The following is a 25,565-nucleotide window of genomic DNA, read 5'->3' on the forward strand; positions in this document are numbered from 1 at the left end:
CCGGCTCTTCAGCGGCGGGCGGAGCCGTGGCCCGGTCGCCGACCCCAGCGGAACCAGGCCAGCGGCCCGACCCAGTTGATCGCGATGATCGCCGCCCACCGGGCCTTGCTGCCGTTCACCGCGGAGGCCGGGCGGGAGGCGAGGTCCTTCCACGCCACGGCTGCCAGACACCACTGCAGCAGGCCCACCGCGAGGAGCCCGGCGCGCTGCCGGGACGTCAGGTCCTGCCATCGACGCGATCCCATGCCCCGACCCTGGCAGACAGGGGGCTCCGGCCGGCGGGCCTCCGGACCCGGACGTGTGGGGAGCCGCGCCCCTGGTCGAGCCCCCCGACGGTCGTCCGGTGGTGCTCGTCGCGGATCATGTCCCGGGCTGACGGACGGGGGACGGGTCGTGCAGGTGCGCTGGACGGGTGCTGGCGGCGGACGGACGGCGGAGTCCCCACGCGCATGACGGACCTCCTGCCCGCCGGGTTCCTCCCGGACGGGCTCACCGGGACGACGCTGCTGCTCGTGCTCGTCGCCGCGCTGGCGGCCGGCTGGATCGACGCCGTCGTCGGCGGCGGGGGGCTGCTGCAGCTGCCCGCGCTGCTGCTCGTGCCGGGGTTCAGCCCGGTGCAGGCGCTCGCCACCAACAAGCTGGCGTCGATCTTCGGGACGACGACCAGCGCCGTCACCTACTACCGCCGGGTCCACCCCGACCTGCGGACCGCGCTGCCCATGGCCGGGGTGGCGCTGCTGGGCAGCTTCGCCGGTGCCTCGGTCGCGTCGCTGCTGCCGGCCTCGGTCTTCAAACCGGTCATCGTCGTCGCCCTGGTGGGCATCGCGGCGTTCACCCTGCTCCGGCCGTCGCTGGGCGGGGTGACGGCGCTGCGCCACAGCGGCCGCAAGCACCACGGCGTCGCCGGCCTGCTCGGCGCCGCGATCGGGTTCTACGACGGGATCCTGGGCCCGGGGACGGGATCGTTCCTGGTCTTCGCGATGGTCTCCACCCTCGGCTATGACTTCCTGTCCGCCAGTGCCAAGGCCAAGATCGTCAACGTCGCGACCAACCTCGGGGCGCTGCTCTTCTTCGCGCCGAACGGGGCGGTCCTCTGGGGGCTCGGCCTGCTCCTGGGCGCGGCCAACATGATCGGCGGCTACCTCGGGTCCCGGATGGCGACCGCCCGCGGCAGCGGCTTCGTCCGCGCGGCGTTCCTGGTCGTCGTGACGGCGCTGATCGTCCGGCTCGGCTGGGACGTCTGGACGGAGAACCTCCGGCCGCTCCTCGGCTGACCGGGCCCGCTACGGGAGCGGCGGCAGCTCCGTGGCGGTGAGCAGGACGTCCTGGCACCCGAACTCGTCCATCAGCCGGGCGGTGGCCAGCCGCTCCCGGGACAGCTCCACGGGCCCCTGCCGGCTCAGCGCGTAGCACCGGTAGCCGTCGGTGTCGCACAGCTCGGCCAGCACGGCGCGCAGCTGCACCGTCCCGGCCAGCACCTCGACGAACAGCGTCGGCCGCGCCGCCCGGAGGTGCTCCCGCATCGCGGCGAGCAGGACGTGCTCCTGCCCCTCGACGTCCATCTTCACCAGGTCGACACCGTCGAGCAGTTGTCGGACGTCGACGGCCGGCACGTCGAGGGCGACCGGGACGTCGCGTCTCATGTCGGCGGGGAGCTCGGTGTCCGCGGCCAGGAAGGCGACCGTCGGGGTCGCCGCCTGGTCGGCCGGGACGTGCAGGCGCACCGACGGAGCGGCGGGGCCCACGACCGCGGCGGCCTCGACGACCTCGACGTTGGTCACCCCGTTGAGCCCGAGGTGCGTCCGGCAGACCTCGGCGGAGACCGGGTGCGGCTCCACGGCGACGTAGCGCACGCCGGGCGCGGCCCGGCCGCCCTGGACCGCGAAGTACCCGACGTTCGTGCCCAGCTCGAGCACCGACCGGGAGCTGCGGCAGTAGGCGCGCCACCAGGGCAGCAGCTCGGGCTCCCAGCCGTCCACGCCGCACCAGTAGAGCTGCTCCAGGACCTGCGAGTCGACGGCGACGAACTCCAGGCCCGGGTCGTCGGCCAGCCGGAAGGTGGACACCGCGCGGGGGATGCCTCCGCGGAACAGCGCGCGCAGCACCGCCCGGCGGGCCCGGGGCGGGCCGGCGCCGCGCGTCAGCGCGCGCCGCAGCGCGTCGGCGACCGGAACGGGCAGCGGACCGACCACCGCGCGGGCGAGCCGCCGGTCGAGGGGCCGGTCGGCACCGCGGATCACGCCGGGTTCACAGCGACGCCGGGTTCACAGCGACGCCGGGTTCACAGCGACGCCGTGTAGCCGCCGAAGGCGTCCGGGGACTCCCAGATCCGCACGGCCAAGGTCGCCCCCGGCAGCGGGCCCAGCGCGGCCGCGAGCTCGTCGTGCAGCCACCGGGCGAACACCTCGACCGTCACCGCCTCGACGTCCGCCGGCCGGATGACCTCCAGGTCCGCGCCCTCGACCCGGGCCGCGGCGTTCCGCAGCGCCCGGTCCAGCACGTCGAGGTCCACGACCATGCCGCGGTCGTCGAGGTCGTCCCGGCGGACGACGACGTCGAGCCGGTAGTCGTGCGAGTGCCGTTCCCCCTCGGGGGGCGGCATGCCCGGCATCACGTGGAAGGCGCGGACGCCGAGCGCGGTCCCGGTCTCGTACACGGCGCTATTGATAGCGCAGCGCGACGTGGACCACACCCGGTTCGCGGGCGTCCAGCGCCCGGTAGGCCGCGGCCGCCTCCTCGAACGGGAACTCCGTGGTGGCCAGCGCGGCCAGCGGCAGCTCGGCGAGCAGCCCGACGGCGACCTGGCGGCGGCGGCCGACGTCCCACCGCGCGCCGAGCGCCGCGGGGATCGTGGACACCTGGCTGCTGCGGATGGTGAGCCGCCGGCGGTGGAACGCGCCGCCGAGCGGGAGCCCGACCTGCTGGACGCCGTACCAGGAGCCGACCAGCGCCGTCCCCTCGTGGGCCAGCAGGTCCAGCGCCCCGGCGAGCGCCGTGGGGGAACCGGACAGCTCGAGCAGCAGCGGCACCCCGGCGGGCGGCAGGTGCCGCGGCAGCTCCGCCGGGTCGACCGCGGCAATGCCCAGCCGGCCCGCCAGCTCCCGGCGGTCCGCCGCCGGATCGGCCGCGACCACGGTCGCGCCGGCCCGCTGCAGCAGCAGCGCCGTGAGCACGCCGACGACGCCGAGCCCGAGCACGGCGACGGTCTCCTGCGCCACCTGGCCGGCGTCCAGGCTCAGCTGGAGCGCGGTCTCCACGAACGGCAGCAGCGTGGCCGGTCGCGGGTCGGTGCCGCGTGGGAGCGGGACGACGTCGTCCGCGCCGACCACGAACCGGTCCTGGTGCGGGTGGAACGCGAAGACCAGCGTCCCCGGGGGCAGCGGGCCGGCCGGGCCCTCGACCTCGCCCACGCAGCTGTAGCCGTAGGGGAACGGCGGGCGGAACGTGCCGCCGAGCGCGCCGATCCGCTCGTCGAGCGGGAGGTCGGGATCCAGCAGTCCGCGGTAGGCGAGCAGCTCGGTGCCGGTGCTGATCCCCGAGTACCGGGTGCGGACCAGCAGCTGGCCGGCGCCGGGGTCGGGCAGGTCGACCGGCGCGAGCTCGACCCGCCCCGGGGCGACGAACAGCAGTCGGAGGGCCCGCACGCCGGCTCACCCCCAGGTCCCGTTCCCCGCTCGTCCCGCTCGGGCGACGGTAGCGTGCACGGACGGACCGCCGCGGCAGCGAGGAGTCGGCGCATGGAGGCTGCACCGTCGTCGCCGGACCGGTCGGCGCCGCGCGAGGTGGCCACCGCGCCGGTCGACGTCGGGGGCCTGCTCGGCCCGGTGTGCGCGCACGCGCACCGGCCGCACGTCGTCCTGAAGTACGCCCAGACGCTCGACGGACGGATCGCGACCCGGACCGGCGACGCGCGGTGGATCAGTGGCGCCGCGGAACGTTCCCTGTCGCACGCGATGCGCGCCTGCTGCGACGCGGTCCTCGTCGGGGCCGGGACGCTGCTGCACGACGATCCGCAGCTCACCGTCCGGATGGTGCCGGGCGCGTCGCCGGTGCGCGTGGTGCTGGACTCGGCGTTGCGCACGCCCCTCACCGCGAAGGTGCTGTCCGACGACGCCGCCACCGTCGTGCTGTGCCGGCCCGACGCCGATCCGGTCCGGCGCGGGGCACTGGAGGCCGCGGGCGCGGCGGTCCGGGACGTCCCGGGCGGACCGGACGGGTTGCGGATCGACGAGGCGCTGCGCCTGCTGCGCTCGATGGGGATCGCGTCGCTGCTGGTGGAGGGCGGGAGCCGGGTCATCACCTCGTTGCTGCGCGCGGCGGTGGTGGACCGGGTGGTCGTGTCGCTGTCACCGACGATCATCGGTGCCGGCGTCGAGGCGGTCGGCCCGCTCGGCGTCGACCGGGTCGCCGACGGCATCCGGCTGGTCCGCCGGTCGGTGGTCCTGGCCGGGGAGGACGTCCTGACCGCCTTCGACGTGGCCGGCGCGCGGCCGCGGTAGCGCGCCGGCGGCCCGGCCGGCGTCGCGGTGCGCGGACCGGCCGACCCGGTCGACGGCCAGCACGATGCCGCCGGGCAGCGTGGCGACCAGCGCCATCACGCCGTAGGCCGCCGCGGCGGCGACGCCCTGGCCCGCGCCCAGACCCGCGGCGCCGAACGCCCACGCGGCCATGCCCTCCCGCGGCCCCCATCCACCGATGCTGAGCGGCACCGCCATCGCCAGCAGCACCAGCACGGCGAGCGGCACCAGCACCGCCGCGGACGCGGTCGACCCGGTGGTCTCGGCCGCGACCAGGAACACGCAGCCGTGGCCGGCCGCGACCAGCACCGAGGTGAGCGTGACCACGGGCCACACCTGCCGGTCGACGAGGCCGGCCCGGACGTCGGCGCGCAGCGCACGCAGCAGGCGTGCGCCGCGGGACGGCCCGCGGTGCGGCAGGGCGCGCAGCACGAGCACCACGCCCAGCGCGCCGAGCACCGCCGCGGCGACCGTCCACCCCATCCCGGCGCGCACCGGGGAGTCCAGCACGAGCAGCAGCGCCAGCGCGGAGACCACCAGCACGACCTGGCCGGCTGCCCGCTCCCACGCCACGGCGCGCAGGCCCCGGCCGAGGTCCCCGGCGTCCAGACCGTGCCGCCAGCCGCGGTGGACGTCGCCGACCACCCCACCGGGCAGCGTGCTGTTGAGGAACTGCGACCGGTAGTACGCGCCGATCGCCGTCCGCAGGGGCAGGCCGACGCCCAGGCCGCGGGCGACGGTCTGCCACCGCCACGCCGCGCAGACGGTGGTCAGCGCGTTGACCGCCGTGGCGGCCAGCAGCGCCCCGGGGCTGATCAGCCGGACGCCGTCCAGGAACGGGCCGGTGCCCAGCCGCCAGAGCAGCACCGCGAGGACGGCGACGCCGCCGAGCGGACGGACCCACGCCCACGCCGCCCGGATGCCGCCGCTCATGGCCGGCCCTGGTCGACGCCGGCCGCGGCCAGCACGGCGGCCACCCGCCGCGCCGTCGCGTCCCAGCCCTCCAGCACCCGGCGCCGCTCGCGGGCCGCCCGGCGCAGCCGCTCCCGCAGCCCGGCGTCGCACAGCCAGCGGCGGAGCGCCTCGCCGAGCGCGGCCGGGTCCTCGGCGGGCACGAGCACCCCGGGCTGCCCGGCGCCGGTCCGCCCCACCGCCTCGCGCACCCCGCCGACGTCGGTGGCCAGGACCGGCACCCCGGCCGCCAGCGCCTCGGTGACGACCATGCCGTACGCCTCGAGCCGGGACGGCAGGACGAGCAGGTCCGCCGCCCGGTACTCGCGGCGCAGCCCCTCGCCCCGGCGTGGCCCGGTCAGCCGGATCCGGTCGGTGAGGCCGGACCGGTCCACCGTCCGGCGGAGGCGCGCGACGAACGTGGGGTCCCGGTCGAGCGCACCCACGACGGTGCAGCTCCAGGGCAGCTCGGCGACCCGGCGCAGGGCCTCGAGCAGCAGGTCGTGACCCTTGTGGGGCACCACGGCGGCGACGCAGAGCAGCCGGCCGCCGCCGGGGGTGCCGGGCGCCTCGTCGTCCGGGTCCGCGCCGGGGCGGGCGACGTGCACCCGGTCGGGCGGGAGCCGGTGGCGGGCGAGCAGCTCCGCCCGGGTCCACGCGCTGGTCGTCACGACGGCCCGGGCGGCGGCGAGGACAGCGCCCTCGGCCTCGGCCGGCACGGCGACGTCGCCGAGCGGCATGTGCACCAGGACGACCAGCCGCACCCGGCCGGCCTGCGGCAGCAGGACGGCGGCCGCGGCGGACGCGATGAGGCCGTCCACCAGGACCGCCGCGCCGTCCGGCACGGTGCCGACGGTGCGTGCCAGCCGGGCCAGGTCGGCCGGGTCCGGCCGGGGCCACGGGCCCGGGACGGCGAGCTCGCGCACGTCCCATCCCAGCGCGTGGAGCCCGTCGCAGGCCCGCCGGTCGTACCGGTTGCCTCCGCTGGGCCGGGCGGGGTCGTCGATGCCGTCGGGGACGACGACGTGCACGGTCCTCACGAGGGCGCGACGGGAACTCGACCGCCGGACCGCTCACGCCGCGAAGATGCACTCGCGTCTCGTGTCACCGGCAGCACCTCCCCGCGCGTGCGATGGACCGCATCGTCGCGCGTTCCGGTGGTCTTGGGCGTGCCCATCGGCACGGAGGAGTCGTGTTGACGGTCCAACGGGGTCTGCTGGCCGGCCTGGTCGCCCACCTGGTGGTGCTCACCGCCCTCGCCGGGGCCGGCGCGGTGGGCGGGATCGGTGCCCTCGCGGGTCTCGTCCACGGGGCCGGCACCGTCGCCCTGCTGGGGCGCGCGCTGGCGCGTTCCGGCGCGCTCGGGGTCGGGCCGGCCGATCTGGTGACGTTGCTGCGGTCCGCGCTCGTCGGCGGCGTCGCGGCGCTGGTGGCGGAGTCGGCGGCGGGGGCGGTCCCGGCCAGCACGCTCGCGCCGCTCGCCGGCCTGGCGCTCGCACTCGACGCGGTGGACGGCCGGGTCGCGCGGCGCACCGGGACGGTGACGGCGACCGGAGCGCGCTTCGACATGGAGGTCGACTCCTTCCTGGTCCTGCTCCTCGGCGTGCACGTCGCCGGCTCGCTCGGCCCGTGGGTCCTCGCGGTCGCCTCGGTCCACTACGCCTACGTCGCCGCCCGGTGGGTGCTGCCCTGGCTGCGCGGGGAGGTGCCGCCCCGGTACTGGTGCAAGGTCGTCGCGGCCGTCCAGGGCATCGTGCTGGTCATCGTGGCCACGGGCGCGGTGCCCCGCGCCGTCGCCGTCGGGGCCCTCCTCGTCGTGGCGGGGCTGCTCGCCGAGTCGTTCGGCCGGGAGGTGTGGGGGCTGTGGCACAGCCGCCGCACCAGCACCGAGGGTGCCGTGGGGCCGCGGGCCGTCGGGTCCGTCCATGGCTGAGCCGGCGGCTGCCCCGGCCCCGGGACGGCGGCGTCGGGTGCTCTCGGCGGTGCTGACGGTGCTCGCCGTCCTCGTCGTCTGGGCGGTGCTGGTCGTGCCCGACCGGCTCTTCCGCCTGACCCCCGAGGCCTTCCTGCGGATCCCGGTCGAGGGACTCGCCATCGTCGGTGTCGGCCTCCTCGTGCGCCGGCACCGGATCCGCGGCGTCGCGGTCCTCCTCGGCCTGGCGATCGGGCTGCTCGCCGTGGTGCGGATGCTGGACCTGGGGTTCCGCGCGGCGCTGCTGCGGCCCTTCAACCCGGTGACCGACTGGCAGCTGCTCCGGCCCGGCATCGACCTGCTCCACGACTCGATCGGGCCAGGTCGGGCGAAGGTGGCCCTCGTCGGCGCGGTGCTCCTCGTCGTCCTCGTGCCGGCTGCGGTGACCGTGTCGGTCGTCCGCATCTGCCGGGTCGCCACCGACCACCGGGCGGCCGCGGCCGGCGCGGCCGCGTCGCTCGGCGCGGCCTGGCTGGTCTGCGCGCTGCTCGCGGTCCACCTCACCCCCGGCGTGCCGGTCGCGTCCCGGGCGGCAGCCGAGCTCGCCGTCGTCCAGGTCCGCGAGGCCGCCCGCAACGTGCGGGACCTCTCCGCGTTCCGCGCCGAGCTGGCGGCCCCCGACCCGTTCGCCGCGTTGCCGGCCGCCGACCTGCTCACCGGCCTGCGCGGCAAGGACGTCCTGGTCGTGTTCGTCGAGAGCTACGGGCGGGTGGCGGTGGAGGGGTCACCGGTGTCCGCGGACGTCACGGCCCTGCTGGACGCCGGCACCGGGTCGCTGCGGGACGCCGGGTTCGAGGCGCGCAGCGCCTTCCTCACCTCCTCGACGTTCAGCGGGATCAGCTGGCTGGCGCACGCCACGCTCCACTCCGGCCTCTGGATCGACAGCCAGCAGCGGTACGACCAGCTGCTGGCCAGCGACCGGTTCACCCTGCCCGCGGCGTTCCAGCGGGCCGGCTGGCGGACCGTCGTCGACGTGCCGTCGAACCGGGACCCGTGGCCGGAGGGGCGCGAGTTCTACGGCTTCGACGACGACCTCGACCGGCACGACGTCGGGTACGCCGGCCCCAAGTTCAGCTTCGCGGCGATGCCCGACCAGTACACGCTGGCGGCCTTCGAGCGGCTGGAGCTCGCCGATGCCCCCGCGCCGGTGATGGCGGAGATCGACCTCGTGTCCTCGCACGAGCCGTGGACCCCGATCCCGCGCATGGTCGACTGGGACGAGGTGGGGGACGGCTCGGTCTACGACGGCATGCCCGCCGAGGGGACGGCGCCGGCCGATGTGCTCGGGGACGCCGACCGGATCCGGGAGCTGTACGGCGAGGCGATCGAGTACTCGCTCACCGCCCTGATCTCGTTCGTGACGACCCTGCACGCGCAGGACGACGACCTCGTGGTGCTGCTGCTCGGCGACCACCAGCCGGCGCCGGTCGTCACCGGGCAGGACGCGACCCACGACGTCCCGGTCACGCTGCTCGCGGCCGACCCGGCCGTGCTGGACCGGATCGGGTCGTGGGGCTGGGACGCCGGGTTGCGACCGGGTCCCGATGCGCCGGTGTGGCCGATGGACGCCTTCCGCGACCGGTTCCTCACAGCCTTCGACTAGTGCCCCGTCCAGCAGCGTCGCCCTGAGGGCGGCCTCAGGGACAGCCTTCGGACAACCGGCTCACCGCCGAACGGATCGCCGTCCTCGAACCCGGCGACACGGTCACCATCGAGTCTGCCGCCGACTTCGCCCGGCCCCGCCACGCCCTCGGCACCGTCGTCCGCGTCGCCGGCCCGCACATCGTCGTGACTGCAAGAGCCCCCGCGGGTGACGAGTCCTCGGCCCAACCCCGGAACCCGCCCGACAGTTGACCGGCCTACGCTCGCTCGCCACCTGCCGTCAGGCCGCCTTGTACAGCGGATCCGAGCCGTGCTCCTCGAAGTTGCAGGGTGAGCCCATCGGGTGGTCGCCGGGCCTCGAGACAGGCGGATGGATGACCCCGTCGGCGCTGAGAGGACGCTTAGCGCGACTTGGCTGCTGCCGGTGCTTCTGGCCGGCCTTCTTGCGCGCCCTACTTCTCCCTCGACCGTCCACGCGCTCGCGTCCGCCTCCTTCTTGAAACGGCCGGGGTGGAGCCGAAGCGCCGCCGCTCGCCGGCGGCCTGGACCTGTCCGCCTCACCGGCGTCGTGGCTGGACGCCGTGGCGGAGGCCGCCACCTCGGCTGGGCGGGCGCCGAGCTCGCTGGGTGCCCTGTCGACCCCGGCGGACAGGGTCGCCCGGGCGCTTTCCAACGCCGGCGTCACGACCTCCCGGGCGGCGGCCCACGGGGCGGTGTACGCCAGGGCCGCGGGCTGCGCGGCCTCGATCCGCGGAACCACCACCAGCCGGTCCGCGTCCCCCGCACTGAGCACCCGCCCGGTCGTAGAGAGCGCGGCCAGCAGCCGATCAGCCTGCTCGCGGAGCAGCCGGGAGGCGGCCGCCTCGAGCTCGCGGAGCACCCGGGAGGCCTCCGCCTCGAGCTCGCGGAGCACCCGGGAGGCTGCCGCCTCGAGGGACTGGGACCACTCGTCCAGGTACTGGGCCCGCATGGCCAGGGCTTCCGGCGGCGGTCCGGCAGGGGGCCGCTCAGGGGCGAGAATGCGGGTCACCATGCCGCAGGGGCAGGACCCGCCGGTCGCCGGGGCCAGATGCTTGCCACCGGTGCATAGCCATGGTTCGTCCATTCTGCCCTCACCTCTCGAGCCTGGCCCTGATCCGTGCGTGGTGGGCCGAGGCACAAGGGTCCCGTGTGTCACTCGCGCCACAGGGCGCGCCACGCGTGGACGTGTCTGTGTCGTGACCTTCAGCACAGGACGCTGGACTGGTGTGTGGACGAGGCCGGGACATCCCTTTCCGACAGGCCAACAGCCTCAGAAGGCGCTGCAGTTGTCGGTCGGTAGCCGGTGGGCGCAGATGAGGGTGATGGCGAGTCGGGCCAGCGCGGTGATCGTCAGGGTGGTGCGGTCAGGCGACGTGGCCGGCATGAGCGCCAGGCGGCTCCGGGTGCGTGTGCGGAGGCGTCATGTCGACACTGTGCTCCGCCGGCCCTCGAGCGGAACCGGTCAGTCCGCGCCGGCCTCGACCAGGCCGAGCTCCACCCACTCGCCACCCCGGCACGCGCCCTCGGTGCACGCGCACGGGGGAGCGTCCTCCCAGCCCTCGGCGACCTCCGCCCACAGAGCAACGACGAGGAGCGTCGAGTCGACGATCGACCCGGCCCTCGATGGCCTGATCGGTCTCCTGATCGTGAGCGCACCACCAGTCCGTCCTGGCTGGAGCATCCTCGTCGTCGGTGACCCTCGATGCCGTGCCCCTGAGTGGGCCGCTCGAGCCGTCCCCCTCTCGGACGCCGTTCAGGTCCGGGGACAACGTCTGGTGGACGCCTCCCACGCGTTCCCGCGCGGGAACGCCTTCGGCTGAAGGTGCCGGGGAGCCTGCGCGAGCGCATCGCCGCACGGGCAGGTCGGCAACGGATGACCGCTGCTGAAGTCATCGCCGAACTGCTCGACGAGGCGGACCGGCGTGCCCGGCTCGAGGCCGTCCGCGAGGCCCACGCGAGCACGGACGCGTCCTACCGCGAGGAGACCGAGGCCCGGGACTCGTTGGCTGACGACGGTCTCGACCCGTGATGGGAAGGCGCCCTCACTCGAACGTGGCGCCATCGTCTGGGTCGACGTCGACCCGACCGCCGGGCGGGACAGCGTGGCACCCGACCCGGTCCGGTCGTGTCCAGCACGGACTACCTGGCCTCACGCGACGCACCGGGACCGCGGGCGTCGAGTAGCGGTACCAGCCGCCCGACGGGCGTGTCCCGCTGCCCGCCGGCCGCACCTGGTGGGCGGGCCGCCGGTGCCGTGCTCGTACGTTGGGGCACAGACCCGGGGTGCGCTGTGCGTCCGCCGGTCCGGACCAGTGAGGGAGACGCGGGTGCAGGCGCAGGAGACGGCGACGGTGGAGCGGATCTACGACGAGGTGCTCCGCCGCAATCCCGGGGAGACGGAGTTCCACCAGGCCGTGCGCGAGGTGCTCGACTCCCTCGCCGTCGTCCTCGCCCGGCACGGCGAGTACGCCGAGATGAAGACGATCGAGCGGATCTGCGAGCCGGAGCGGCAGATCATCTTCCGTGTCCCGTGGCAGGACGACCGCGGCGAGGTGCACATCAACCGCGGGTTCCGGGTGGAGTTCAACTCCGCGCTGGGCCCGTACAAGGGCGGGCTGCGCTTCCACCCGTCGGTGAACCTGGGCATCGTCAAGTTCCTGGGCTTCGAGCAGATCTTCAAGAACGCCCTCACCGGCATGCCGATCGGCGGGGGCAAGGGCGGCTCGGACTTCGACCCGAAGGGCCGGTCGGACGCCGAGATCATGCGCTTCTGCCAGTCCTTCATGACCGAGCTGTACCGCCACCTCGGCGAGTACACCGACGTGCCGGCCGGGGACATCGGCGTCGGGACCCGGGAGATCGGCTTCCTGTTCGGCCAGTACAAGCGGATCACCAACCGCTACGAGTCCGGCGTGCTGACCGGCAAGGGGCTGGGCTGGGGCGGCGCCCTGGTGCGCCCCGAGGCCACCGGCTACGGCGCGGCCTTCTTCGCCGCCGAGATGCTCAACGTGCGCGACCAGTCCTTCGACGGCAAGCGGGTCGTGATCTCCGGCTCGGGCAACGTGGCCGTCTACGCGATCGAGAAGGTGCACCAGCTCGGCGGGACCGCGGTCGCCTGCTCGGACTCCAGCGGCTACGTCGTCGACGAGAACGGCATCGACCTCGAGCTGCTCAAGCAGGTCAAGGAGGTGGAGCGGGCGCGGATCGAGGTCTACGCCGATCGGGTCGGGTCGGCCACCTTCGTCGCCGGCGGCAGCATCTGGGACGTCCCCTGCGACATCGCCTTGCCCAGCGCCACCCAGAACGAGCTGGACGGCGACGCGGCCGGCACGCTCGCCCGCAACGGGTGCGCGTACGTCGTCGAGGGCGCCAACATGCCCTCGACCCCGGACGCCGTGGGGGTCTTCCGCGAGGCCGGGATCGCGTTCGCGCCCGGCAAGGCCGCCAACGCGGGTGGGGTCGCGACCTCGGCGCTGGAGATGCAGCAGAACGCGTCCCGGGACCGCTGGACCTTCGAGCACAGCGAGGCCCGGCTGGCGGAGATCATGCGGGACATCCACAACCGCTGCCACGAGACGGCCGGGGACTACGGCGCGCCCGGGGACCTGGTGCTCGGGGCCAACGTGGCCGGTTTCCTCCGGGTCGCGGAGGCCGTCCACGCCCACGGCCTCATCTGACCCGGCGGTCGGCCCCGGTCCCGCACCACGCCGACCGGTCCCCGCCGACGGGGGGACCGGCGGGGCTGTGGGAACGTTCGGGCATGGTCGGACACGAGGATCTCGCCGTACGGACGCTCGGCCCCTGCCGGATCGACTCGCCGCTCGCCGCGCGGCTGGGGGAGCGGTCGACGACGCAGCACTCGGTCGTGGAGGAGGACCGGGTCCTCTTCGACGACACGATCTCCATGGTCACGTCCCGCGGCGTGCCGGTCGACCAGCTGCCCAGCCTCGAGCCGGGTGGGCCGCGCAAGAAGATCTACTTCGACCCGGCCAAGACCCGGGTCGGGATCGTGACCTGCGGCGGCCTGTGTCCCGGCCTGAACGACGTGATCCGCGGGCTGGTGCTCGAGCTCTCCCGGCACTACGGCGTCCGGCGGATCGTCGGCTTCCGGAACGGCTACCGCGGGTTCATCGCGCGGTACGGGGAGGACGTCGTCGACCTGACCCCCGAGGTCGTGCAGCACATCGACGACGAGGGCGGCACGATCCTCGGCACCTCCCGCGGCCAGCAGGACCCGGAGGAGGTCGTCGACGCCCTGGAGCGCCTCAACATCAACGTCCTGTTCGTCATCGGTGGCGACGGCACCATCCGCGGTGCGATGGACCTGGTCCGGGTCGTCGAGGAGCGCGGGCTCAAGGTCGCCGTGGTCGGCATCCCGAAGACCATCGACAACGACATCCCCTACATCGACCAGAGCTTCGGCTTCCAGACCGCGATGGCGGAGGCCACCAAGTCGATCCACGCGGCGAGCGTCGAGGCGCGTTCCGCGCCCGGGGGGATCGGCCTGGTGAAGCTGATGGGCCGGCACTCCGGGTTCATCGCCTGCTACGCGACGCTGGCCAAGGACGACGCCGACTACGTGCTCATCCCGGAGGTGCCGTTCGCCCTCGACGGCGACCGGGGGTTCCTCGAGCACCTGCGCCACCGCGTGCAGGAGCGCGGACACGCCGTGGTGGTGGTCGCCGAGGGTGCCGGGCAGGAGTTCATCGAGGGGGAGGAGCCAGGCCGGGACGCCTCGGGCAACGTCCGCTTCGGCGACATCGGCCGGCTGCTCCGCAAGCGGATCATCGAGCACCTGGACGCGCACGGCGTGGAGAACAACGTGCGCTACTTCGACCCGAGCTACGCGATCCGCAGCGTGCCGGCGAACCCGTTCGACAGCGCCTACTGCCTGCGCCTGGCGCACGCCGCCGTGCACGCGGCGATGGCCGGGCGCACCGAGGTGATCGTCGCGCGGCGGCGACGGCGGTTCGTGCACATGCCCATGCCGCTGGCGGTCAGCCGCCGCAACCACGTCGACCCGCTGGGGGACCTGTGGCTGTCGGTGCTCGAGGCCACCGGGCAGCCCGTGCGCTTCGAGTGAGCCGGTCCCGGCTCAGCCCGGCTGGGACTCGTGCCCGGCCGGCACCGCCCGGACCAGCCCCCGGTAGGCGTCCGCTGCGCGGATCCGGCCGCTGACGACGTCGGAGATGGCCCGCGCGATCGGCATGTCCAGCCCGTGCCGGTCGGCCAGCTCCACCACCGTGGACACCGTCCGCACGCCCTCGGCGACCATCCGCATCCCGCCCACGACCTCCTCGAGCGAGCGGCCCAGGCCGAGCTGCTCGCCGACGTGGCGGTTGCGGCTCTGCGGGCTCATGCAGGTGGCGACCAGGTCACCCAGCCCGGCCAGCCCGGCCAGCGTGGCGGGCTCGCCGCCCATCGCCACGGCGAGCGTGGTGAGCTCGGCCAGGCCGCGGGACATCACCGCGGCCCGGGTGTTGTCCCCGACGCCCAGCCCCTGGGCCATGCCGGTGGCGATGGCGACGACGTTCTTGAGCGCGCCGCCGATCTCGCAGCCGACGACGTCGTGGTGGGTGTAGACGCGGAACACCCCGCGCTGCACCTCGCGCTGGAGCGCCGCGGCCACGGTCAGGTCCCCGGTGGCGATGACGCTGGCCGCCGCCTGCCCGGCCATGATCTCCCGGGCCAGGTTGGGCCCGGTGAGCGCCGCGGCCGGGCGGCCGGGCAGCACCTCGGTGACCACCTCGGTCATCCGCAGGTGGGTGCCGCGCTCGAGTCCCTTGCTGAGGCTCACCACCGGGATCCACGGCGCCAGCTGCGGCCGGACCCGCTCCAGGGTCTCGCGGAAGGCGGCGGTCGGGACGCCCACCACCAGCAGCTCGGCGTGCCGGGCGGCCTGCTCCAGGTCCGCCGTCGCGCGCAGCCGCGCGGGCAGCCGGGCTCCCGGTAGGTAGGCGGCGTTGGACCGCTGCCCGTTGACCTCGTCGGCCACGGCGGGGTTGCGGGCCCAGAGCAGCACCTCGTGGTCGGGCCGGCACAGCAGCGCGGCGACCGTCGTCCCCCACGAGCCGGCCCCCAGCACCGTCACCCTCATCGTCGCCCCTTCCGACGGCCCGGCCAGGATCATGACCGACCGGCTGGCGGAGCAGGTGCCCTCCGGCCACCGTCCGTGACGACGCCGCGGTGGCACGCCGACGCCGACGCCGAGTCGCGGCGCCGGACGCCCCCGACGAGTTCCGCGGCTGCCTCTCCCGGAGGACGCTTGCCGCCTCCGGGCCCTCGCCGGCTCGACGGCACCGGACCGCGGACCCACCACCAGGAGGACCCCATGCGCCGAACGGCCGCCACCCCCCTCCTCTCGGCGTGCGCACTCGTGCTGCTCGCCGGGTGCGGAGGCACCGAGGAGCAACCGGCCGCGAGCGCCGAGGCGGACACCACGGCACTCGCCGGGTCGGCGACGGCGGACGACGACGGGCTCGAGGTGGCCCTGGTCGACCCCGAGGGCACCGAGGTCGGCACGGTCACCCTCGCCGAGGCCGACGGGGGCACGGAGGTGACGGTGGAGGTCGACGGGCTCCCACCGGGCTTCCACGCGTTCCACGTGCACGCCATCGGCGCCTGCGAACCGGACAGCGCGAGCCCGACCGACCCGGCGATGACCGGCGACTTCCTCTCGGCCGGCGGGCACCTCGGCGCGGGCGAGGCCGACCACGGCGAGCACCAGGGCGACCTGCCGAGCCTGTTCGTCGCGGCGTCCGGCACCGGGTCCCTCACCGCCGTGACCGACGCGCTGACGCTCTCCGACCTCACCGACGAGGACGGCAGCGCGGTCATGGTGCACGCGGACCGGGACAACTACGCGAACATCCCGGACCGGTACGCGGCGGGCGGGCCGGACGAGATGACCAGGAACACCGGGGACGCCGGCGGCCGCATCGCCTGCGGGCTCATCGAGGGCTGAGGTCCGTCCCGCCGTCGGCTCACCGGGCGCGGCGCCAGAGGGTGAGGCGGACGATCGGGACGAAGCCCAGGCGCTCGGCGAGCGGCCGGCTGTGGTCGGAGAAGATGCCGCCGTGCCACAGGTCCGGGCGCAGGCGGAGCCGGGCCCGGGCGTGCCGCGACCAGTGGCCCCGGCCACGTGCGGACGGCAGGGTCGCGGCGAACGCCAGGCTGCCCAGGCCGGCGGCGACGAAGTGCGCCGACGCCGACACCGGCGGCCCGTCCTCCGCGGAGAGCAGCAGGGTGGTCCGGGGATCGGTGAGCAGGGCCGGGCCGGCCAGCGCGCCGCCGTCCAGGGCCAGCGGATAGCCGGTGACCGCCACGTGGTCCCAGGCCGCGAGGTCCGCCGCGGTGCGCACCTCGACCGGCGGGGTCCCCGGCGCGGGCACCGGGACGAGCGCGGCCGGCGGGCGCAGCAGCAACGGGGGGTGGCCCTCCAGGACCCAGCCGCGGAACCGCAGGTCCGGGGTCGGCCACAGGCTCCACAGCAGCACCTCGCCGCTCCCGCCGGCCAGCAGCGGTTCGAGCTCGTCGAGCAGCCGGTCCCAGTTCCGGGGCGGGGCGAGCAGCACCGCTCCGTTGAAGTAGCCGCTGGCCCGGCCGTAGTCGGTGACCACGTACGAGTCGGTGGCCACGACGGTGCCGCCCGCGGCGGCGGCGAACGCGGCGCACTGGGCGGCCCAGTGGTGGACGTAACGCCGGCACATCGAGTCGCCGTCCGGGGTGGTGGGCTCCCACCCGTCGGTGAGGTGATCGGCAGACGCGATCGAGGTCGTCATGACGAGGATGCTGGCGGCCGGCCGTGACGCGGACCTGTCGCGGACCTGTCAGCCCGCTCCGGGGTGTCCGGCCGGGGGAGCAGGGGGCCAGAATGGCCGCCGTGGTGCTCCTCGGGGTGCTGGGCCCGGTGGTCCTGCACGCTCCGGACGGGTCCCCCGTGCGGCTGGGCAGCGCCCGCCAGGCCCGGCTGCTCGCCGCGCTGGCGCTGCACGTGCGCGCACCGGTCGGCTGCGACCTGCTGGCCGAGCTGGTGTGGGGCGAGCAGCAGCCCGCGGACCCCGACGCAGCGCTGCACACCTACGTCGGGCGGCTGCGGCGCGTGCTGCCCCCGGGCCTGCGCATCCGGACCGGCACCCGGGCCTACCTGCTGGACGCCGACCCGGGCGCGATCGACGCGCAGGAGTTCACCGCCGTCCTGCAGCGCGGCCCGACCGACCTGGAGTCGCTGGAGGCGGCGCTGGGGTGGTGGCGTGGTCGTCCGTACGCCGACCTCGAGCACCCGGCGGTCGAGACCGAGGTGGCGCGGCTGGCCGGGCTCCGGGCCGACGCCGCGGAACGGCACGTCACCGCGCTGCTGGCCGCCGCCCGCCCCGCGGACGCCGTGGCTGCGGCGGAGGCGCTGGTGGGCGCGGACCCGCTGCGCGAGTCCGCGACGGCGCTGCTCATGCGTGCGCTGCTGGCCGCCGGCCGGCCCAGCGACGCGGCCCGGGCGTTCGCCGCGCTGCGCACCGCGCTGGCCGACGAGCTCGGGCTGGACCCCGGACCCGAGGTGGTCCGGCTGCACGACCAGGTCCTCCGCGGTGTCGCCCCCCGACGTCCGGCGCTGCCGCTGAGCTCCTTCGTCGGCCGGGACGACGACCTGGACCGGGTCACCACGATGCTGGCCGAGCGCCGGGTCGTCACGCTCTGCGGCCCCGGCGGCGTGGGCAAGAGCCGGCTCGCGCGGCATGCCGCGGCGGCCGTCGCGGACCGGTACCCCGACGGCGTGGTGGCGGTCGGGCTGGGCGACGTCGGGCCGTCGCGGGTGGCGCCGGCCGTGGCGGCGGCGCTGCGGCTCGCCGAGGTGGGCGCGGCGAGCCTGACCGAGCGCATCGTCGAGGTGCTCGCCGTGCGCCGCCACCTGCTGCTGCTCGACGACTGCGACCACGTGGCCGAGCCGGTCGCGGTGCTGGTCGAGGCCCTGGCCGGTGGAGCGCCGGGCGTCGACGTCCTGGTGACCGCGCGCGAGCCGCTGCGCGCCGACGGCGAGCAGGTGCTCCCCGTCGCCCCGCTGCCGGACGGCCCGGCCGCCGCCCTGCTCGCCGACCGGATCCGCGCCGCCGACCCCGCGTCCTCTCCCACCCCCGGGCAGGCGCAGCTGCTCGCCGAGGTGTGCCGGCGCCTCGACGGGCTGCCGCTGGCCCTGGAACTGGCCGCCGTCCGGGTGCCGGGCCTCGGCCTCACCGGGCTCCTCACCGCGCTCGAGGAGCCCCTCGACGTGCTCTCCGGCGGGCGGCGCACCGCGGCGCGGCGGCACCGGTCGCTGCGGGAGGTCGTCGAGTGGTCCTACGGCCTGCTGGGGGAGGAGCACCGCGAGCTGTTCGTCCGCCTGGGCGTGTTCGCCGGCGCGGTCGAACCGGCCGCCGTGACCGCGGTCTGCGGGAGCGCCGCCGGCCTGCCGGACCTCGTGGACCGCTCCCTCGTGGTCCGCCGCGACGGCGACCCGGTCACCTACGGGATGCTCGACACCTTGCGCGCGTTCTGCCGGGCGCGGCTGCGGACCCATCCGGCCGCCGGGGACCTCCGCGCCCGGCACGCGGCCTGGGCGGCGGCGCTCGGCGCCGAGGTCGCGGAGGCGTCCGGCCGGCCGGACCAGGCCGCCGCCGTCCGCCGGTTCGACGCCCACCTGGCGGACCTGCGGCACGCGCACGCCTGGCTGTGCCGGTGCGGGCCGCCGGAGCAGCTGCTGCAGCTGGGCCTGGTCTTCGCCGACCTCGGCTACCTCCGGGCGCGGGCGGACCTGGTCCGGATGGCCGACGAGGCCCTGGTCGCGGCCGGGTGCGCTCCGGACGCGGAGCCGGGCGCGCCCGTCGGCGACGTGCACCCGCTGGCGCCGCTCCTGCTCGGTGCCACCGTCGCCGCGGCCTGGCAGCGCGGCGACCTGGACGGCGGCGAGCGCCGCGGTTGGCGCGCGCTGGCCGTCGCCGAGGCGATCGGCGAACCGCTCGCCGGGCGGGCGGCCCTCGAAGGCCTGGCCAACGTGGCGATGTTTAGGGGCGACCTGGACCGGGCGCGCGAGCTGTGCGAACAGGCCGCCGCCGCGTCCGCGGCCGCGCACGACAGGGGCCTGGAGCTGGTCGCCGCGATCGACCTGACCATCATCGCCGCGTACGCGGGCGACGACGCCGCCGCGGCCCGCGCCGAGCGGCTCGCCGCGGCGCTGGCCGACGAGCTCGGCTCCCCGGTCGCCCGCGCGTGGGCCGCCTACGCGGCCGGGGAACGGCGCGCCGAGTCCGGCGACCGGGCCGCCGTTCCACACCTCGAGCGGGCGGTGGCGCTGGCCGAGGAGGTCGACGCGGCCTTCCTCGCCGGGATCGCCCGGCACACCCTCCTCACCACCGCCGCCCGGACCGATCCGGGACCGGCGGCGGTCGAGCGGTTCGGCCCGCTGCTGGACACCTGGCACGGGCTGGGTGCCTGGACCCAGCTCTGGATCGCGGTCCGCGCGCTCATGGAGGCGCTGTCCCGCGACGGCCGGCACCGGGACGCGGCCCGGCTGCTCGGTGCGCTGCGGACCAGCAGGCGGGCCTCCCAGGCGTACGGGGCGGACTCCGACCGCATCGACCGGGTGGTGGACGCGGCCCGCCGCGCGCTGGGAGCGGAGCTCGACGACCTGCTGGCCGAGGGCGCCGCCCTCGGGGACTCCGGCGCGCTGGCGCTGGCCCGCCGGCTGGCGCACCGCTGACGTCGCGGGTCGCCTCGTCGGCGCCCCGACCGCCGTGTCAGCCGCGCAACACCGGGGCAACAGGCGGCGCGGTCACGGTGGTGGCATCCCGTCGATCCCACCGCTGGAGGGGAATCCATGACCACCGTGCACGCGTTGCGCCACGCCGTCCGCCGGGCCCGGCCCGAGGACGCCGCCGCGGTCAGCGCCGTCCTCGCCGCCGCCTTCACCGACGACCCGGTCTTCCGCTGGCTCGTCCCCGACGACGAGCTGCGCCCCACCACCAACCGGCGGGTGTTCGACCTCCTGGTCGACGTACTCGCGCCGCACGACGACGCGTGGACCACCGCGGACGGCGTCCGCGGTGCCGCGCTGTGGGTCCCCTACGGTCACGAGGCGATGTCAGAGGACGTGGGGGAGTCCTTCGGCGCGCGGATGACGGAGCTGTTCGCTCCGCACGGGGACCGCCTCGGGCAGCTGATGGCGGCCATGGAGGCCGTCCACCCGGCCGAGCCGCACGAGTACCTGTGGTTCCTCGGCGTCGCGCCGGCCGATCAGGGGCGGGGGATCGGCGGCGGCCTGCTGGGCGCGGTCCTCGAGCGCGCCGACCGCGCCGGGCACGCCGCCTACCTGGAGGCGACCAGCCTCCGGAACCGCGCCCTCTACGAGCGGTACGGCTTCGTGGCCGCCGAGCCGATCGCGGCGCCCGGGGGGCCGCCGCTCTGGCCGATGTGGCGGCCGGCGTCCTGACCGGCGCGTCCCGCCCCGGTCACCAGCGGAGCGGGGTGATCTGCCGGGACTGCGCCGTGCGGCAGACCCGGCAGTTCCCCCACGTGACGAGGGCCAGCGGGGTCGTCGGCGCGCCGCACTCGGGGCAGTCGACGGGCTCCTGCGATCGGGCGCGGGCCTCGGTGAGCTCCCGGGACCGTTCCTCGTGGATCTTCTCGTCGCCCCGGCAGGGGCAGCCGAGATGTGCTTCGGCGCAGCGTCCACGTCGTGTGGTGATGGGGTCTCCTCTGTCCGCTCCGACGCGACCGCCGGGCGGCTCCGCGACTTGCAGCTCTGCCGATTGTCCCCCGAAGAGGTCCCCGCGGGCGGGAACACCGACGGCCGGTCCTCCGGCGGGGGGAGCCGGGCCGGTCCCTTCGGGGACGACCGCCACCCGGTCGCCGCGGGTGCCCCGGTCAGCGCCTGCCGCGGTCGACGCGCAGCACCGTGCCGTCGGCGCCGGCCAGGACGACCAGGTCGCCCCGCTGGAACCGGGTCCGCGAGGGGGTGTCCTGATCCGGGGAGACGTCGTCGGGTGCGTCGAGGCAGCGGCGGATGTCGCCGTCGGTGACCTGCAGGCCGGTGGCGGCCTCCCGGGCGCCGCGGGTCATCCGCAGCCCCCCGGGCGAGCTCTCCGTGCGCGGGTGCGCGTCCGGACCGGGACGCGCGGAGGGAGCCGGCCACCCGGGGGAGCGGGTCCCGGCGGTGGAGTCGTCGTGGTCGTCCCCCGACGACGGCGCGGCGAGGAAGGTGAGTTCGGGTGCCGCCATGCGGTGCTCCGCTTCGTCGGTGTGCGGGGGCGTCGGCCTCTGTCCCGTCGTCCGCACGCTACGGGACGGTGCACCGGTCCCGGGGGATCGGCCCCGGTCCCCGACCTGGACGGGTGGGCTCCCCGTCAGGCGCGGACCAGCGCTCCGAGCGCCTCCGGGTCGTAGAGCGAGTCGGAGTCGACCGGCTCGCCGTCGAGGAGGGCCGCCGGCGTGCCGTGCGGGTCCTGGGCCTGGAACGACCGCTCGACCTCGGCCACCCAGGCCTCGTACCGGCCCTCGCGGACGCCGGTCACGAAGTCCGGGTCGCGCAGGTCCACCCTCCGGCCGAGGGCGAGCAGGTCCTCGACGGTGAACCCGCCGCTGTGCTCGGGCGGCTGCGCGGCGAACAGCTCTCGGCGGAAGTCGTCGAAGCGGCCGGCCTCCGCGGCGAGTGCCAGCGCGTTGCCGGCGCGTACCGACTCCGGGCCCAGCATCGACCGCATCCGGTACTCGACCGCGACCGCGCCGGCCGCCACCTCCCGGCGCAGCACGTCCCCGGACGCGTCCTCGAACCGGCGGCAGTAGGGGCACTGCGGGTCCTCGAAGACGACCAGGCGGCGGCGGGCGCCGTCGCTCCCGACGAGCACGCCGCCGTCGGGCGTGTGATGGGAGGGCGCGGGAGGGGTGGCGGGGTCCATGCGGGCGTCCCTACCCCGCGGGGACGCGGAGCCACGCCTGCCGGTCAGCGGGCGAGGAAATGCACGCCGAGCCAGATCCAGGCCGCCAGCACCAGCACCCGCCCCGGGACGGTGCGCATGGCCGCGCCGAGTGCCTGCCCGGCGGTCGCCCGGTCCTCGCTCCGGCGTGCGGCCAGCTCGAGGGCCGCCGCACCGGCCAGCAGCCCCACCAGCGCGAGGACGCCCACCGCGCCGCCGCTCACTTCCGCTCCGGACGGCCCGGCCGGGCGATGAGCCAGCAGCCGGCCAGCAGCCAGCCCACGGTCGCCACCCCCCGCGCGGTGGGGTGCGCCAGCAGCGGATCGGCAAGGTCGCTGAGGGTCGGCAGGTCGTCGTCGATCAGGCTGACGAGCTCCCAGGCCACGGCGGCGGCCAGCCAGGCCAGCCAGGGCAGCCCGCGGCGGCCGACCGGCGGCGCGGTCTCACCGGCCCGGCCGGCCAGTCCCACGGCCGCGACCAGCACGCCGCTGCCCCCGACGGCCAGCAGCGCGCCGGTGGACAGCTCGCCGGACCACACGACGGCGGCGACGCAGGGAACGGCCACGGCCGGCGCGGTGAGCCGGCCCGTGCGGCGGGCAGAGACCACCCGTGCATGCTCGCCCACCCGGCAGGCGGAGGGCACTGGCCCTCGCTGCTCCGCTCCTCCCGGCCCTCTGCGCCTGGAACAACGTCGTGGTCCCGCGACTGCCCGCCCGGCCCGGGGCCTACGTCGCGGCGAACGGGGCGGCCACCGCCGTGCTGCTGGCGGCGGCGCGGTCGAGCGGGCTGTCCTGGGCCGACCTGGGCCTGTCAGGGGACCGGCTGCCCGCGGGGTTCCGGTGCGGCGGGGTGTGGGCCGGGCTGGTCGCCGGCGGCTACGCGGTCGCCCTCACCGTCCCCGGGCTCCGCCCGCTGCTCGCCGACGCCCGGGTGGCCGGCCTGGGTCCCAGGGCGGTCGCCCACCAGGTGCTGGTCCGCATCCCGCTCGGCACGGTGCTGTGGGAAGAGGTCGCGTTCCGCGGCGTGCTGCCGGCCGCGCTGGCCCGGCTCGGCTCGGTCCGCGCGGCGACGGCGACCTCCGCCGTCGTCTTCGGGATCTGGCACGTCCGGCCGACCCGGGACGCGCTCGCGGCCAACGACCTCGGCGACGGGCCGGTCCAGCGGACCCTCGGGGTGCTGCTCGGCTGCCTGGTCACCGGTGCCGCCGGCGTGCTGTTCGGCCGGCTCCGCGCGCGCAGCGGGAGCCTCCTCGCCCCCGCCCTGCTCCACCTGGCCGCGAACACCCTGGGGACCGGTGCCGCCGTGGTGGCACACCGCCTGCGCTGAGCGGCCGCCGACGGGTGTCCGGCGGACCATGGTCGGATGGTCCACCACGTGGCGCTCGGCGACTCGATCTCCATCGACGACTACGCGGGCGGCCCGGGCCGGGGCGGAGCCGCCCTGCTGTTCGCCAACCGCGACGACGACTTCCCGGAGTGGCGGGGACGCGACCTGCGCAGCGCGTGCCCGGACGCGGCGTTCACCCTGCTGGCCACCGACGGCGCGACCACCCGCACCCTGCTGGACGCCCAGCTGCCCCGGCTCGCGGCGCTCCGCGAGCACCCCACCCTCGTCACCCTCACCATCGGCGGCAACGACCTGCTGGGCGCGTACGGGGACACCGCGGCCGCCCGGCGGGTGATCGACCGGGTGACGGCGGCCCTGGCGCGGGCGCTGCCGGAGATCGCCGGCCTCCTCGCCCCCTCCGGCCGGATCGTCGTCGGCACCGTGTACGACCCGAGTGACGGCACCGGCGACGCCGTCCGGCTGGGGCTGCCGCCCTGGCCGGACGCCGTGGCCGTGATCGAGGAGCTCAACGGCGGGCTCCGCGCGGTGGCCCGTGAGCACGGCGCCGGCGTGGCCGAGATCGCCCGGCGCTTCCAGGGCCACGGGCTCCTCGCCGGCGACCCGACCCGGCGGGAGACGCGGCCGGCGGACCGGGACCTGTGGTTCTGCAACCTGATCGAGCCGAACGCGTGGGGAGCCGGCGGGGTGCGGGAGGCGTTCTGGGCGGCGGTCGGCCCGGGGTGATCCCCCGCACCGGGAAGTGGCCCACGTCACACCACGACCGGCTACCGTCCGGCGATCGGTGGCAACCCGGGGGGAGACGTCGATGCACGCCAGGGCGAGACGGGCCCGAGCAGCGGTGGCAGCGGGCGCAGCAGCGGCACTGTTCGCCGCGTGCGGATCGGACGAGCCCGGCGGTGGGGACGGCGGCGAGGCGAGCGGCCCGCTGGTCGTGTGGACGTTGGAGAACCTGCCCGACCGGATCGCCGCCCAGGAGGAGATCGCGGCTGCGTTCACCGAGGCCAGCGGCATCCAGGTCGAGCTGGTCGGCATCGACGAGGACCAGTTCAACCAGCTGCTCACCTCGGCGGCCGCCGCCGGCGAGCTGCCCGACGTCGTCGGCGCCCTGCCGCTGGCGGGCGTCCAGGCACTGGCGGCCAACGAGCTGATCGATGCCGACGCGGCTGCCTCCGTCGTCGAGAGCCTGGGCGCCGACACGTTCTCCGAGCGGTCCCTGGAGCTCACCCGGGACGGGGACAGGCAGCTGGCCGTGCCGAGCGACGGATGGGCGCAGCTGCTGCTGTACCGCACGGACCTCTTCGCCGCCGCGGGACTGGCCGCCCCGGAGACCTACGACGCCATCCTGGCCGCGGCGCAGGCGCTGGACAGCCCCGAGGTCGCCGGCTTCACCGGTGCCAACGTGGCCAACGACGCGTTCACCCAGCAGACCTTCGAGCAGTTCGCCCTGGGCAACGGCTGCCAGCTGGTGGACGACGACGGCACGGTGACGCTGGGCAGTGACCAGTGCGTCGCCGCCTTCGAGTTCTACGACGAGCTGCTCACCGACTACTCGGTGCCCGGCGCGCAGGACGTGGACACCACACGCGCCGCCTACTTCGCCGGGCAGGCGGCCATGGTCGTGTGGTCGTCGTTCATCCTCGACGAGATGGCGGGCCTGCGGGCCGACGCGCTGCCGACCTGCCCCGAGTGCACGGGCGACCCCGCGTTCCTCGCGAAGAACAGCGGGGTGGTGACGGCGGTCGCCGGGCCGGACGGCGAGGGCGGGGCGCAGTTCGGCGAGGTCGTCTCCTGGGCGATCACCGCCGACTCCCAGACCGACGCCGTGACCGAGTTCGTCACCTACATGATGGAGGACGGGTACGAGCAGTGGATCGGCTTCGCCCCCGAGGGCAAGGTGCCGACCCGGCAGGGGACGGCGGACGAGCCGACGCGGTTCATCGACGCCTGGTCGACCCTCCCGGCGGGGGTGGACACCAAGGCGCCGCTCGCGGACTTCTACCCGCAGGACGTCCTCGACGCCCTGCGCACCAGCCCGGACACCTTCTCCCCGTGGGGCATCACCCAGGGACAGGGGGCGCTGGTCGGCGCCGCGCTCGGTGAGCTGCCGGTGCCGCAGGCGATCGCGGCCATGACGGGGGGCGAGGTGGAGCCGGCGGAGGCGGCGCAGCAGGCGGCCGCCGCGGTCCAGGAGATCGCCGACTCCCTCGAATGACCGGG

General features: G+C 76.0%; 25 protein-coding genes and 1 pseudogene. 13 read left to right on the top strand and 13 right to left on the bottom strand.

What is annotated here, in order from left to right:
- Nucleotides 1-8: 8 nt before the first annotated feature.
- Nucleotides 9-245, bottom strand: coding sequence for a PLDc N-terminal domain-containing protein (locus HL189_RS12020; RefSeq protein WP_369133934.1), 237 nt, complete (start codon nt 243-245; stop codon nt 9-11).
- 204 nt (nt 246-449) lie between these two features.
- Between HL189_RS12020 and HL189_RS12025 the strand changes: the two genes are divergently transcribed.
- The gene (locus HL189_RS12025) at nt 450-1,274 is read left to right on the top strand and encodes a sulfite exporter TauE/SafE family protein (RefSeq protein WP_369133935.1); all 825 of its coding nucleotides are present in this window, start codon (nt 450-452) and stop codon (nt 1,272-1,274) included.
- 9 nt (nt 1,275-1,283) lie between these two features.
- On the opposite strand, the gene HL189_RS12030 is transcribed toward HL189_RS12025, so the two are convergent.
- From HL189_RS12030 to HL189_RS12040, 3 genes are read right to left on the bottom strand one after another with little or no spacing between them, the layout of a single operon-like run.
- Nucleotides 1,284-2,240, bottom strand: a complete 957-nt coding sequence (locus HL189_RS12030; RefSeq protein ID WP_369133936.1) for an FkbM family methyltransferase — start codon at nt 2,238-2,240, stop codon at nt 1,284-1,286.
- 41 nt (nt 2,241-2,281) lie between these two features.
- Nucleotides 2,282-2,656 (bottom strand): 6-pyruvoyl tetrahydropterin synthase family protein, encoded by a 375-nt coding sequence (locus HL189_RS12035; RefSeq protein WP_369133937.1) that lies wholly within the window; start codon nt 2,654-2,656, stop codon nt 2,282-2,284.
- Between the two features lie 4 nt (nt 2,657-2,660).
- A complete protein-coding gene (locus HL189_RS12040; protein WP_369133938.1) occupies nt 2,661-3,644 on the bottom strand; it encodes a zinc-binding dehydrogenase in 984 nt (327 codons plus the stop codon).
- A 93-nt stretch (nt 3,645-3,737) separates the two neighbouring features.
- Between HL189_RS12040 and HL189_RS12045 the strand changes: the two genes are divergently transcribed.
- A complete protein-coding gene (locus HL189_RS12045) occupies nt 3,738-4,499 on the top strand; it encodes a RibD family protein (protein ID WP_369133939.1) in 762 nt (253 codons plus the stop codon).
- 81 nt (nt 4,500-4,580) lie between these two features.
- Here HL189_RS12045 and HL189_RS12050 read toward each other — a convergent pair.
- Together HL189_RS12050 and HL189_RS12055 are read right to left on the bottom strand one after the other, a co-directional pair.
- Nucleotides 4,581-5,450: pseudogene (locus HL189_RS12050) on the bottom strand (lysylphosphatidylglycerol synthase transmembrane domain-containing protein); the annotation flags it as partial.
- Nucleotides 5,447-6,508: a glycosyltransferase family 4 protein gene (locus tag HL189_RS12055; RefSeq protein ID WP_369133940.1), complete on the bottom strand. Its 1,062-nt coding sequence runs from the start codon at nt 6,506-6,508 to the stop codon at nt 5,447-5,449. The gene HL189_RS12055 and the pseudogene HL189_RS12050, both read right to left, overlap by 4 nt.
- 152 nt (nt 6,509-6,660) lie before the next feature.
- Between HL189_RS12055 and HL189_RS12060 the strand changes: the two genes are divergently transcribed.
- Both HL189_RS12060 and HL189_RS12065 read left to right on the top strand, forming a co-directional pair.
- Entirely contained in the window at nt 6,661-7,401 is a 741-nt protein-coding gene (locus tag HL189_RS12060; RefSeq protein WP_369133941.1) for a CDP-alcohol phosphatidyltransferase family protein, read from the top strand.
- Complete coding sequence (locus HL189_RS12065) at nt 7,394-9,043, top strand: sulfatase-like hydrolase/transferase (RefSeq protein WP_369133942.1); 1,650 nt, start codon at nt 7,394-7,396, stop codon at nt 9,041-9,043. The genes HL189_RS12060 and HL189_RS12065 overlap by 8 nt, the downstream gene beginning before the upstream one ends.
- A gap of 279 nt (nt 9,044-9,322) precedes the next feature.
- Here HL189_RS12065 and HL189_RS12070 read toward each other — a convergent pair whose 3' ends face one another.
- On the bottom strand, nt 9,323-10,012 hold the full coding sequence (locus HL189_RS12070; protein WP_369133943.1) for a hypothetical protein: 690 nt from the start codon (nt 10,010-10,012) through the stop codon (nt 9,323-9,325).
- Between the two features lie 924 nt (nt 10,013-10,936).
- On the opposite strand from HL189_RS12070, the gene HL189_RS12075 reads away from it, so the two are divergent.
- The 3 genes from HL189_RS12075 to HL189_RS12085 all read left to right on the top strand — a co-directional run bounded on the left by HL189_RS12075 (nt 10,937) and on the right by HL189_RS12085 (nt 14,146).
- On the top strand, nt 10,937-11,092 hold the full coding sequence (locus HL189_RS12075; protein ID WP_369133944.1) for a hypothetical protein: 156 nt from the start codon (nt 10,937-10,939) through the stop codon (nt 11,090-11,092).
- Between the two features lie 298 nt (nt 11,093-11,390).
- Nucleotides 11,391-12,740, top strand: coding sequence for an NADP-specific glutamate dehydrogenase (gdhA, locus tag HL189_RS12080; RefSeq protein WP_369133945.1), 1,350 nt, complete (start codon nt 11,391-11,393; stop codon nt 12,738-12,740).
- An 83-nt stretch (nt 12,741-12,823) separates the two neighbouring features.
- Entirely contained in the window at nt 12,824-14,146 is a 1,323-nt protein-coding gene (locus HL189_RS12085) for an ATP-dependent 6-phosphofructokinase (protein ID WP_369133946.1), read from the top strand.
- A 12-nt stretch (nt 14,147-14,158) separates the two neighbouring features.
- On the opposite strand, the gene HL189_RS12090 is transcribed toward HL189_RS12085, so the two are convergent.
- The gene (locus HL189_RS12090; protein ID WP_369133947.1) at nt 14,159-15,160 is read right to left on the bottom strand and encodes an NAD(P)H-dependent glycerol-3-phosphate dehydrogenase; all 1,002 of its coding nucleotides are present in this window, start codon (nt 15,158-15,160) and stop codon (nt 14,159-14,161) included.
- A gap of 234 nt (nt 15,161-15,394) precedes the next feature.
- Between HL189_RS12090 and HL189_RS12095 the strand changes: the two genes are divergently transcribed.
- On the top strand, nt 15,395-16,027 hold the full coding sequence (locus HL189_RS12095; RefSeq protein WP_369133948.1) for a superoxide dismutase family protein: 633 nt from the start codon (nt 15,395-15,397) through the stop codon (nt 16,025-16,027).
- A 19-nt stretch (nt 16,028-16,046) separates the two neighbouring features.
- Here HL189_RS12095 and HL189_RS12100 read toward each other — a convergent pair whose 3' ends face one another.
- Nucleotides 16,047-16,844 (bottom strand): hypothetical protein, encoded by a 798-nt coding sequence (locus HL189_RS12100; protein WP_369133949.1) that lies wholly within the window; start codon nt 16,842-16,844, stop codon nt 16,047-16,049.
- A gap of 92 nt (nt 16,845-16,936) precedes the next feature.
- On the opposite strand from HL189_RS12100, the gene HL189_RS12105 reads away from it, so the two are divergent.
- Nucleotides 16,937-19,789 (top strand): BTAD domain-containing putative transcriptional regulator, encoded by a 2,853-nt coding sequence (locus HL189_RS12105; protein WP_369133950.1) that lies wholly within the window; start codon nt 16,937-16,939, stop codon nt 19,787-19,789.
- A gap of 117 nt (nt 19,790-19,906) precedes the next feature.
- The gene (locus tag HL189_RS12110) at nt 19,907-20,518 is read left to right on the top strand and encodes a GNAT family N-acetyltransferase (protein ID WP_369133951.1); all 612 of its coding nucleotides are present in this window, start codon (nt 19,907-19,909) and stop codon (nt 20,516-20,518) included.
- A gap of 434 nt (nt 20,519-20,952) precedes the next feature.
- Here the strand turns inward: HL189_RS12110 and HL189_RS12115 are convergent, their stop codons facing one another.
- The 4 genes from HL189_RS12115 to HL189_RS12130 all read right to left on the bottom strand — a co-directional run bounded on the left by HL189_RS12115 (nt 20,953) and on the right by HL189_RS12130 (nt 22,608).
- A complete protein-coding gene (locus HL189_RS12115; RefSeq protein ID WP_369133952.1) occupies nt 20,953-21,306 on the bottom strand; it encodes a hypothetical protein in 354 nt (117 codons plus the stop codon).
- A gap of 125 nt (nt 21,307-21,431) precedes the next feature.
- Entirely contained in the window at nt 21,432-21,983 is a 552-nt protein-coding gene (locus HL189_RS12120) for a DsbA family protein (protein ID WP_369133953.1), read from the bottom strand.
- Between the two features lie 44 nt (nt 21,984-22,027).
- Nucleotides 22,028-22,225 carry a DUF6186 family protein gene (locus tag HL189_RS12125; protein ID WP_369133954.1) on the bottom strand — a complete coding sequence of 66 codons (198 nt, stop codon included), beginning with the start codon at nt 22,223-22,225 and terminating at the stop codon, nt 22,028-22,030.
- A complete protein-coding gene (locus tag HL189_RS12130; RefSeq protein ID WP_369133955.1) occupies nt 22,222-22,608 on the bottom strand; it encodes a hypothetical protein in 387 nt (128 codons plus the stop codon). The genes HL189_RS12125 and HL189_RS12130 overlap by 4 nt, the downstream gene beginning before the upstream one ends.
- Before the next feature lie 86 nt (nt 22,609-22,694).
- On the opposite strand from HL189_RS12130, the gene HL189_RS12135 reads away from it, so the two are divergent.
- From HL189_RS12135 to HL189_RS12145, 3 genes are all read left to right on the top strand, one after another.
- Complete coding sequence (locus HL189_RS12135) at nt 22,695-23,327, top strand: CPBP family intramembrane glutamic endopeptidase (RefSeq protein ID WP_369133956.1); 633 nt, start codon at nt 22,695-22,697, stop codon at nt 23,325-23,327.
- A 36-nt stretch (nt 23,328-23,363) separates the two neighbouring features.
- The gene (locus HL189_RS12140) at nt 23,364-24,071 is read left to right on the top strand and encodes a GDSL-type esterase/lipase family protein (RefSeq protein WP_369133957.1); all 708 of its coding nucleotides are present in this window, start codon (nt 23,364-23,366) and stop codon (nt 24,069-24,071) included.
- A gap of 115 nt (nt 24,072-24,186) precedes the next feature.
- Complete coding sequence (locus HL189_RS12145; RefSeq protein ID WP_369133958.1) at nt 24,187-25,560, top strand: ABC transporter substrate-binding protein; 1,374 nt, start codon at nt 24,187-24,189, stop codon at nt 25,558-25,560.
- The last annotated feature ends 5 nt before the right edge of the window (nt 25,561-25,565 follow it).

Origin of the sequence: Modestobacter sp. I12A-02662 (assembly GCF_041028325.1) — a bacterium.
Classification (GTDB): domain Bacteria; phylum Actinomycetota; class Actinomycetes; order Mycobacteriales; family Geodermatophilaceae; genus Modestobacter.

What these genes read in the sequence shown, in the direction of transcription:
- HL189_RS12115 (WP_369133952.1), bottom strand. Translation starts at nt 21,306, where the DNA reads ATGGCGGCACCCGAACTCACCTTCCTCGCCGCGCCGTCGTCGGGGGAC.
- HL189_RS12075 (WP_369133944.1), top strand. Translation starts at nt 10,937, where the DNA reads ATGACCGCTGCTGAAGTCATCGCCGAACTGCTCGACGAGGCGGACCGG.
- HL189_RS12025 (WP_369133935.1), top strand. Translation starts at nt 450, where the DNA reads ATGACGGACCTCCTGCCCGCCGGGTTCCTCCCGGACGGGCTCACCGGG.
- HL189_RS12100 (WP_369133949.1), bottom strand. Translation starts at nt 16,844, where the DNA reads ATGACGACCTCGATCGCGTCTGCCGATCACCTCACCGACGGGTGGGAG.
- HL189_RS12085 (WP_369133946.1), top strand. Translation starts at nt 12,824, where the DNA reads ATGGTCGGACACGAGGATCTCGCCGTACGGACGCTCGGCCCCTGCCGG.
- HL189_RS12095 (WP_369133948.1), top strand. Translation starts at nt 15,395, where the DNA reads ATGCGCCGAACGGCCGCCACCCCCCTCCTCTCGGCGTGCGCACTCGTG.
- HL189_RS12070 (WP_369133943.1), bottom strand. Translation starts at nt 10,012, where the DNA reads ATGCGGGCCCAGTACCTGGACGAGTGGTCCCAGTCCCTCGAGGCGGCA.
- HL189_RS12105 (WP_369133950.1), top strand. Translation starts at nt 16,937, where the DNA reads ATGGCCGCCGTGGTGCTCCTCGGGGTGCTGGGCCCGGTGGTCCTGCAC.
- HL189_RS12090 (WP_369133947.1), bottom strand. Translation starts at nt 15,160, where the DNA reads ATGAGGGTGACGGTGCTGGGGGCCGGCTCGTGGGGGACGACGGTCGCC.
- HL189_RS12140 (WP_369133957.1), top strand. Translation starts at nt 23,364, where the DNA reads ATGGTCCACCACGTGGCGCTCGGCGACTCGATCTCCATCGACGACTAC.
- HL189_RS12065 (WP_369133942.1), top strand. Translation starts at nt 7,394, where the DNA reads ATGGCTGAGCCGGCGGCTGCCCCGGCCCCGGGACGGCGGCGTCGGGTG.
- HL189_RS12020 (WP_369133934.1), bottom strand. Translation starts at nt 245, where the DNA reads ATGGGATCGCGTCGATGGCAGGACCTGACGTCCCGGCAGCGCGCCGGG.
- HL189_RS12045 (WP_369133939.1), top strand. Translation starts at nt 3,738, where the DNA reads ATGGAGGCTGCACCGTCGTCGCCGGACCGGTCGGCGCCGCGCGAGGTG.
- HL189_RS12110 (WP_369133951.1), top strand. Translation starts at nt 19,907, where the DNA reads ATGACCACCGTGCACGCGTTGCGCCACGCCGTCCGCCGGGCCCGGCCC.
- HL189_RS12120 (WP_369133953.1), bottom strand. Translation starts at nt 21,983, where the DNA reads ATGGACCCCGCCACCCCTCCCGCGCCCTCCCATCACACGCCCGACGGC.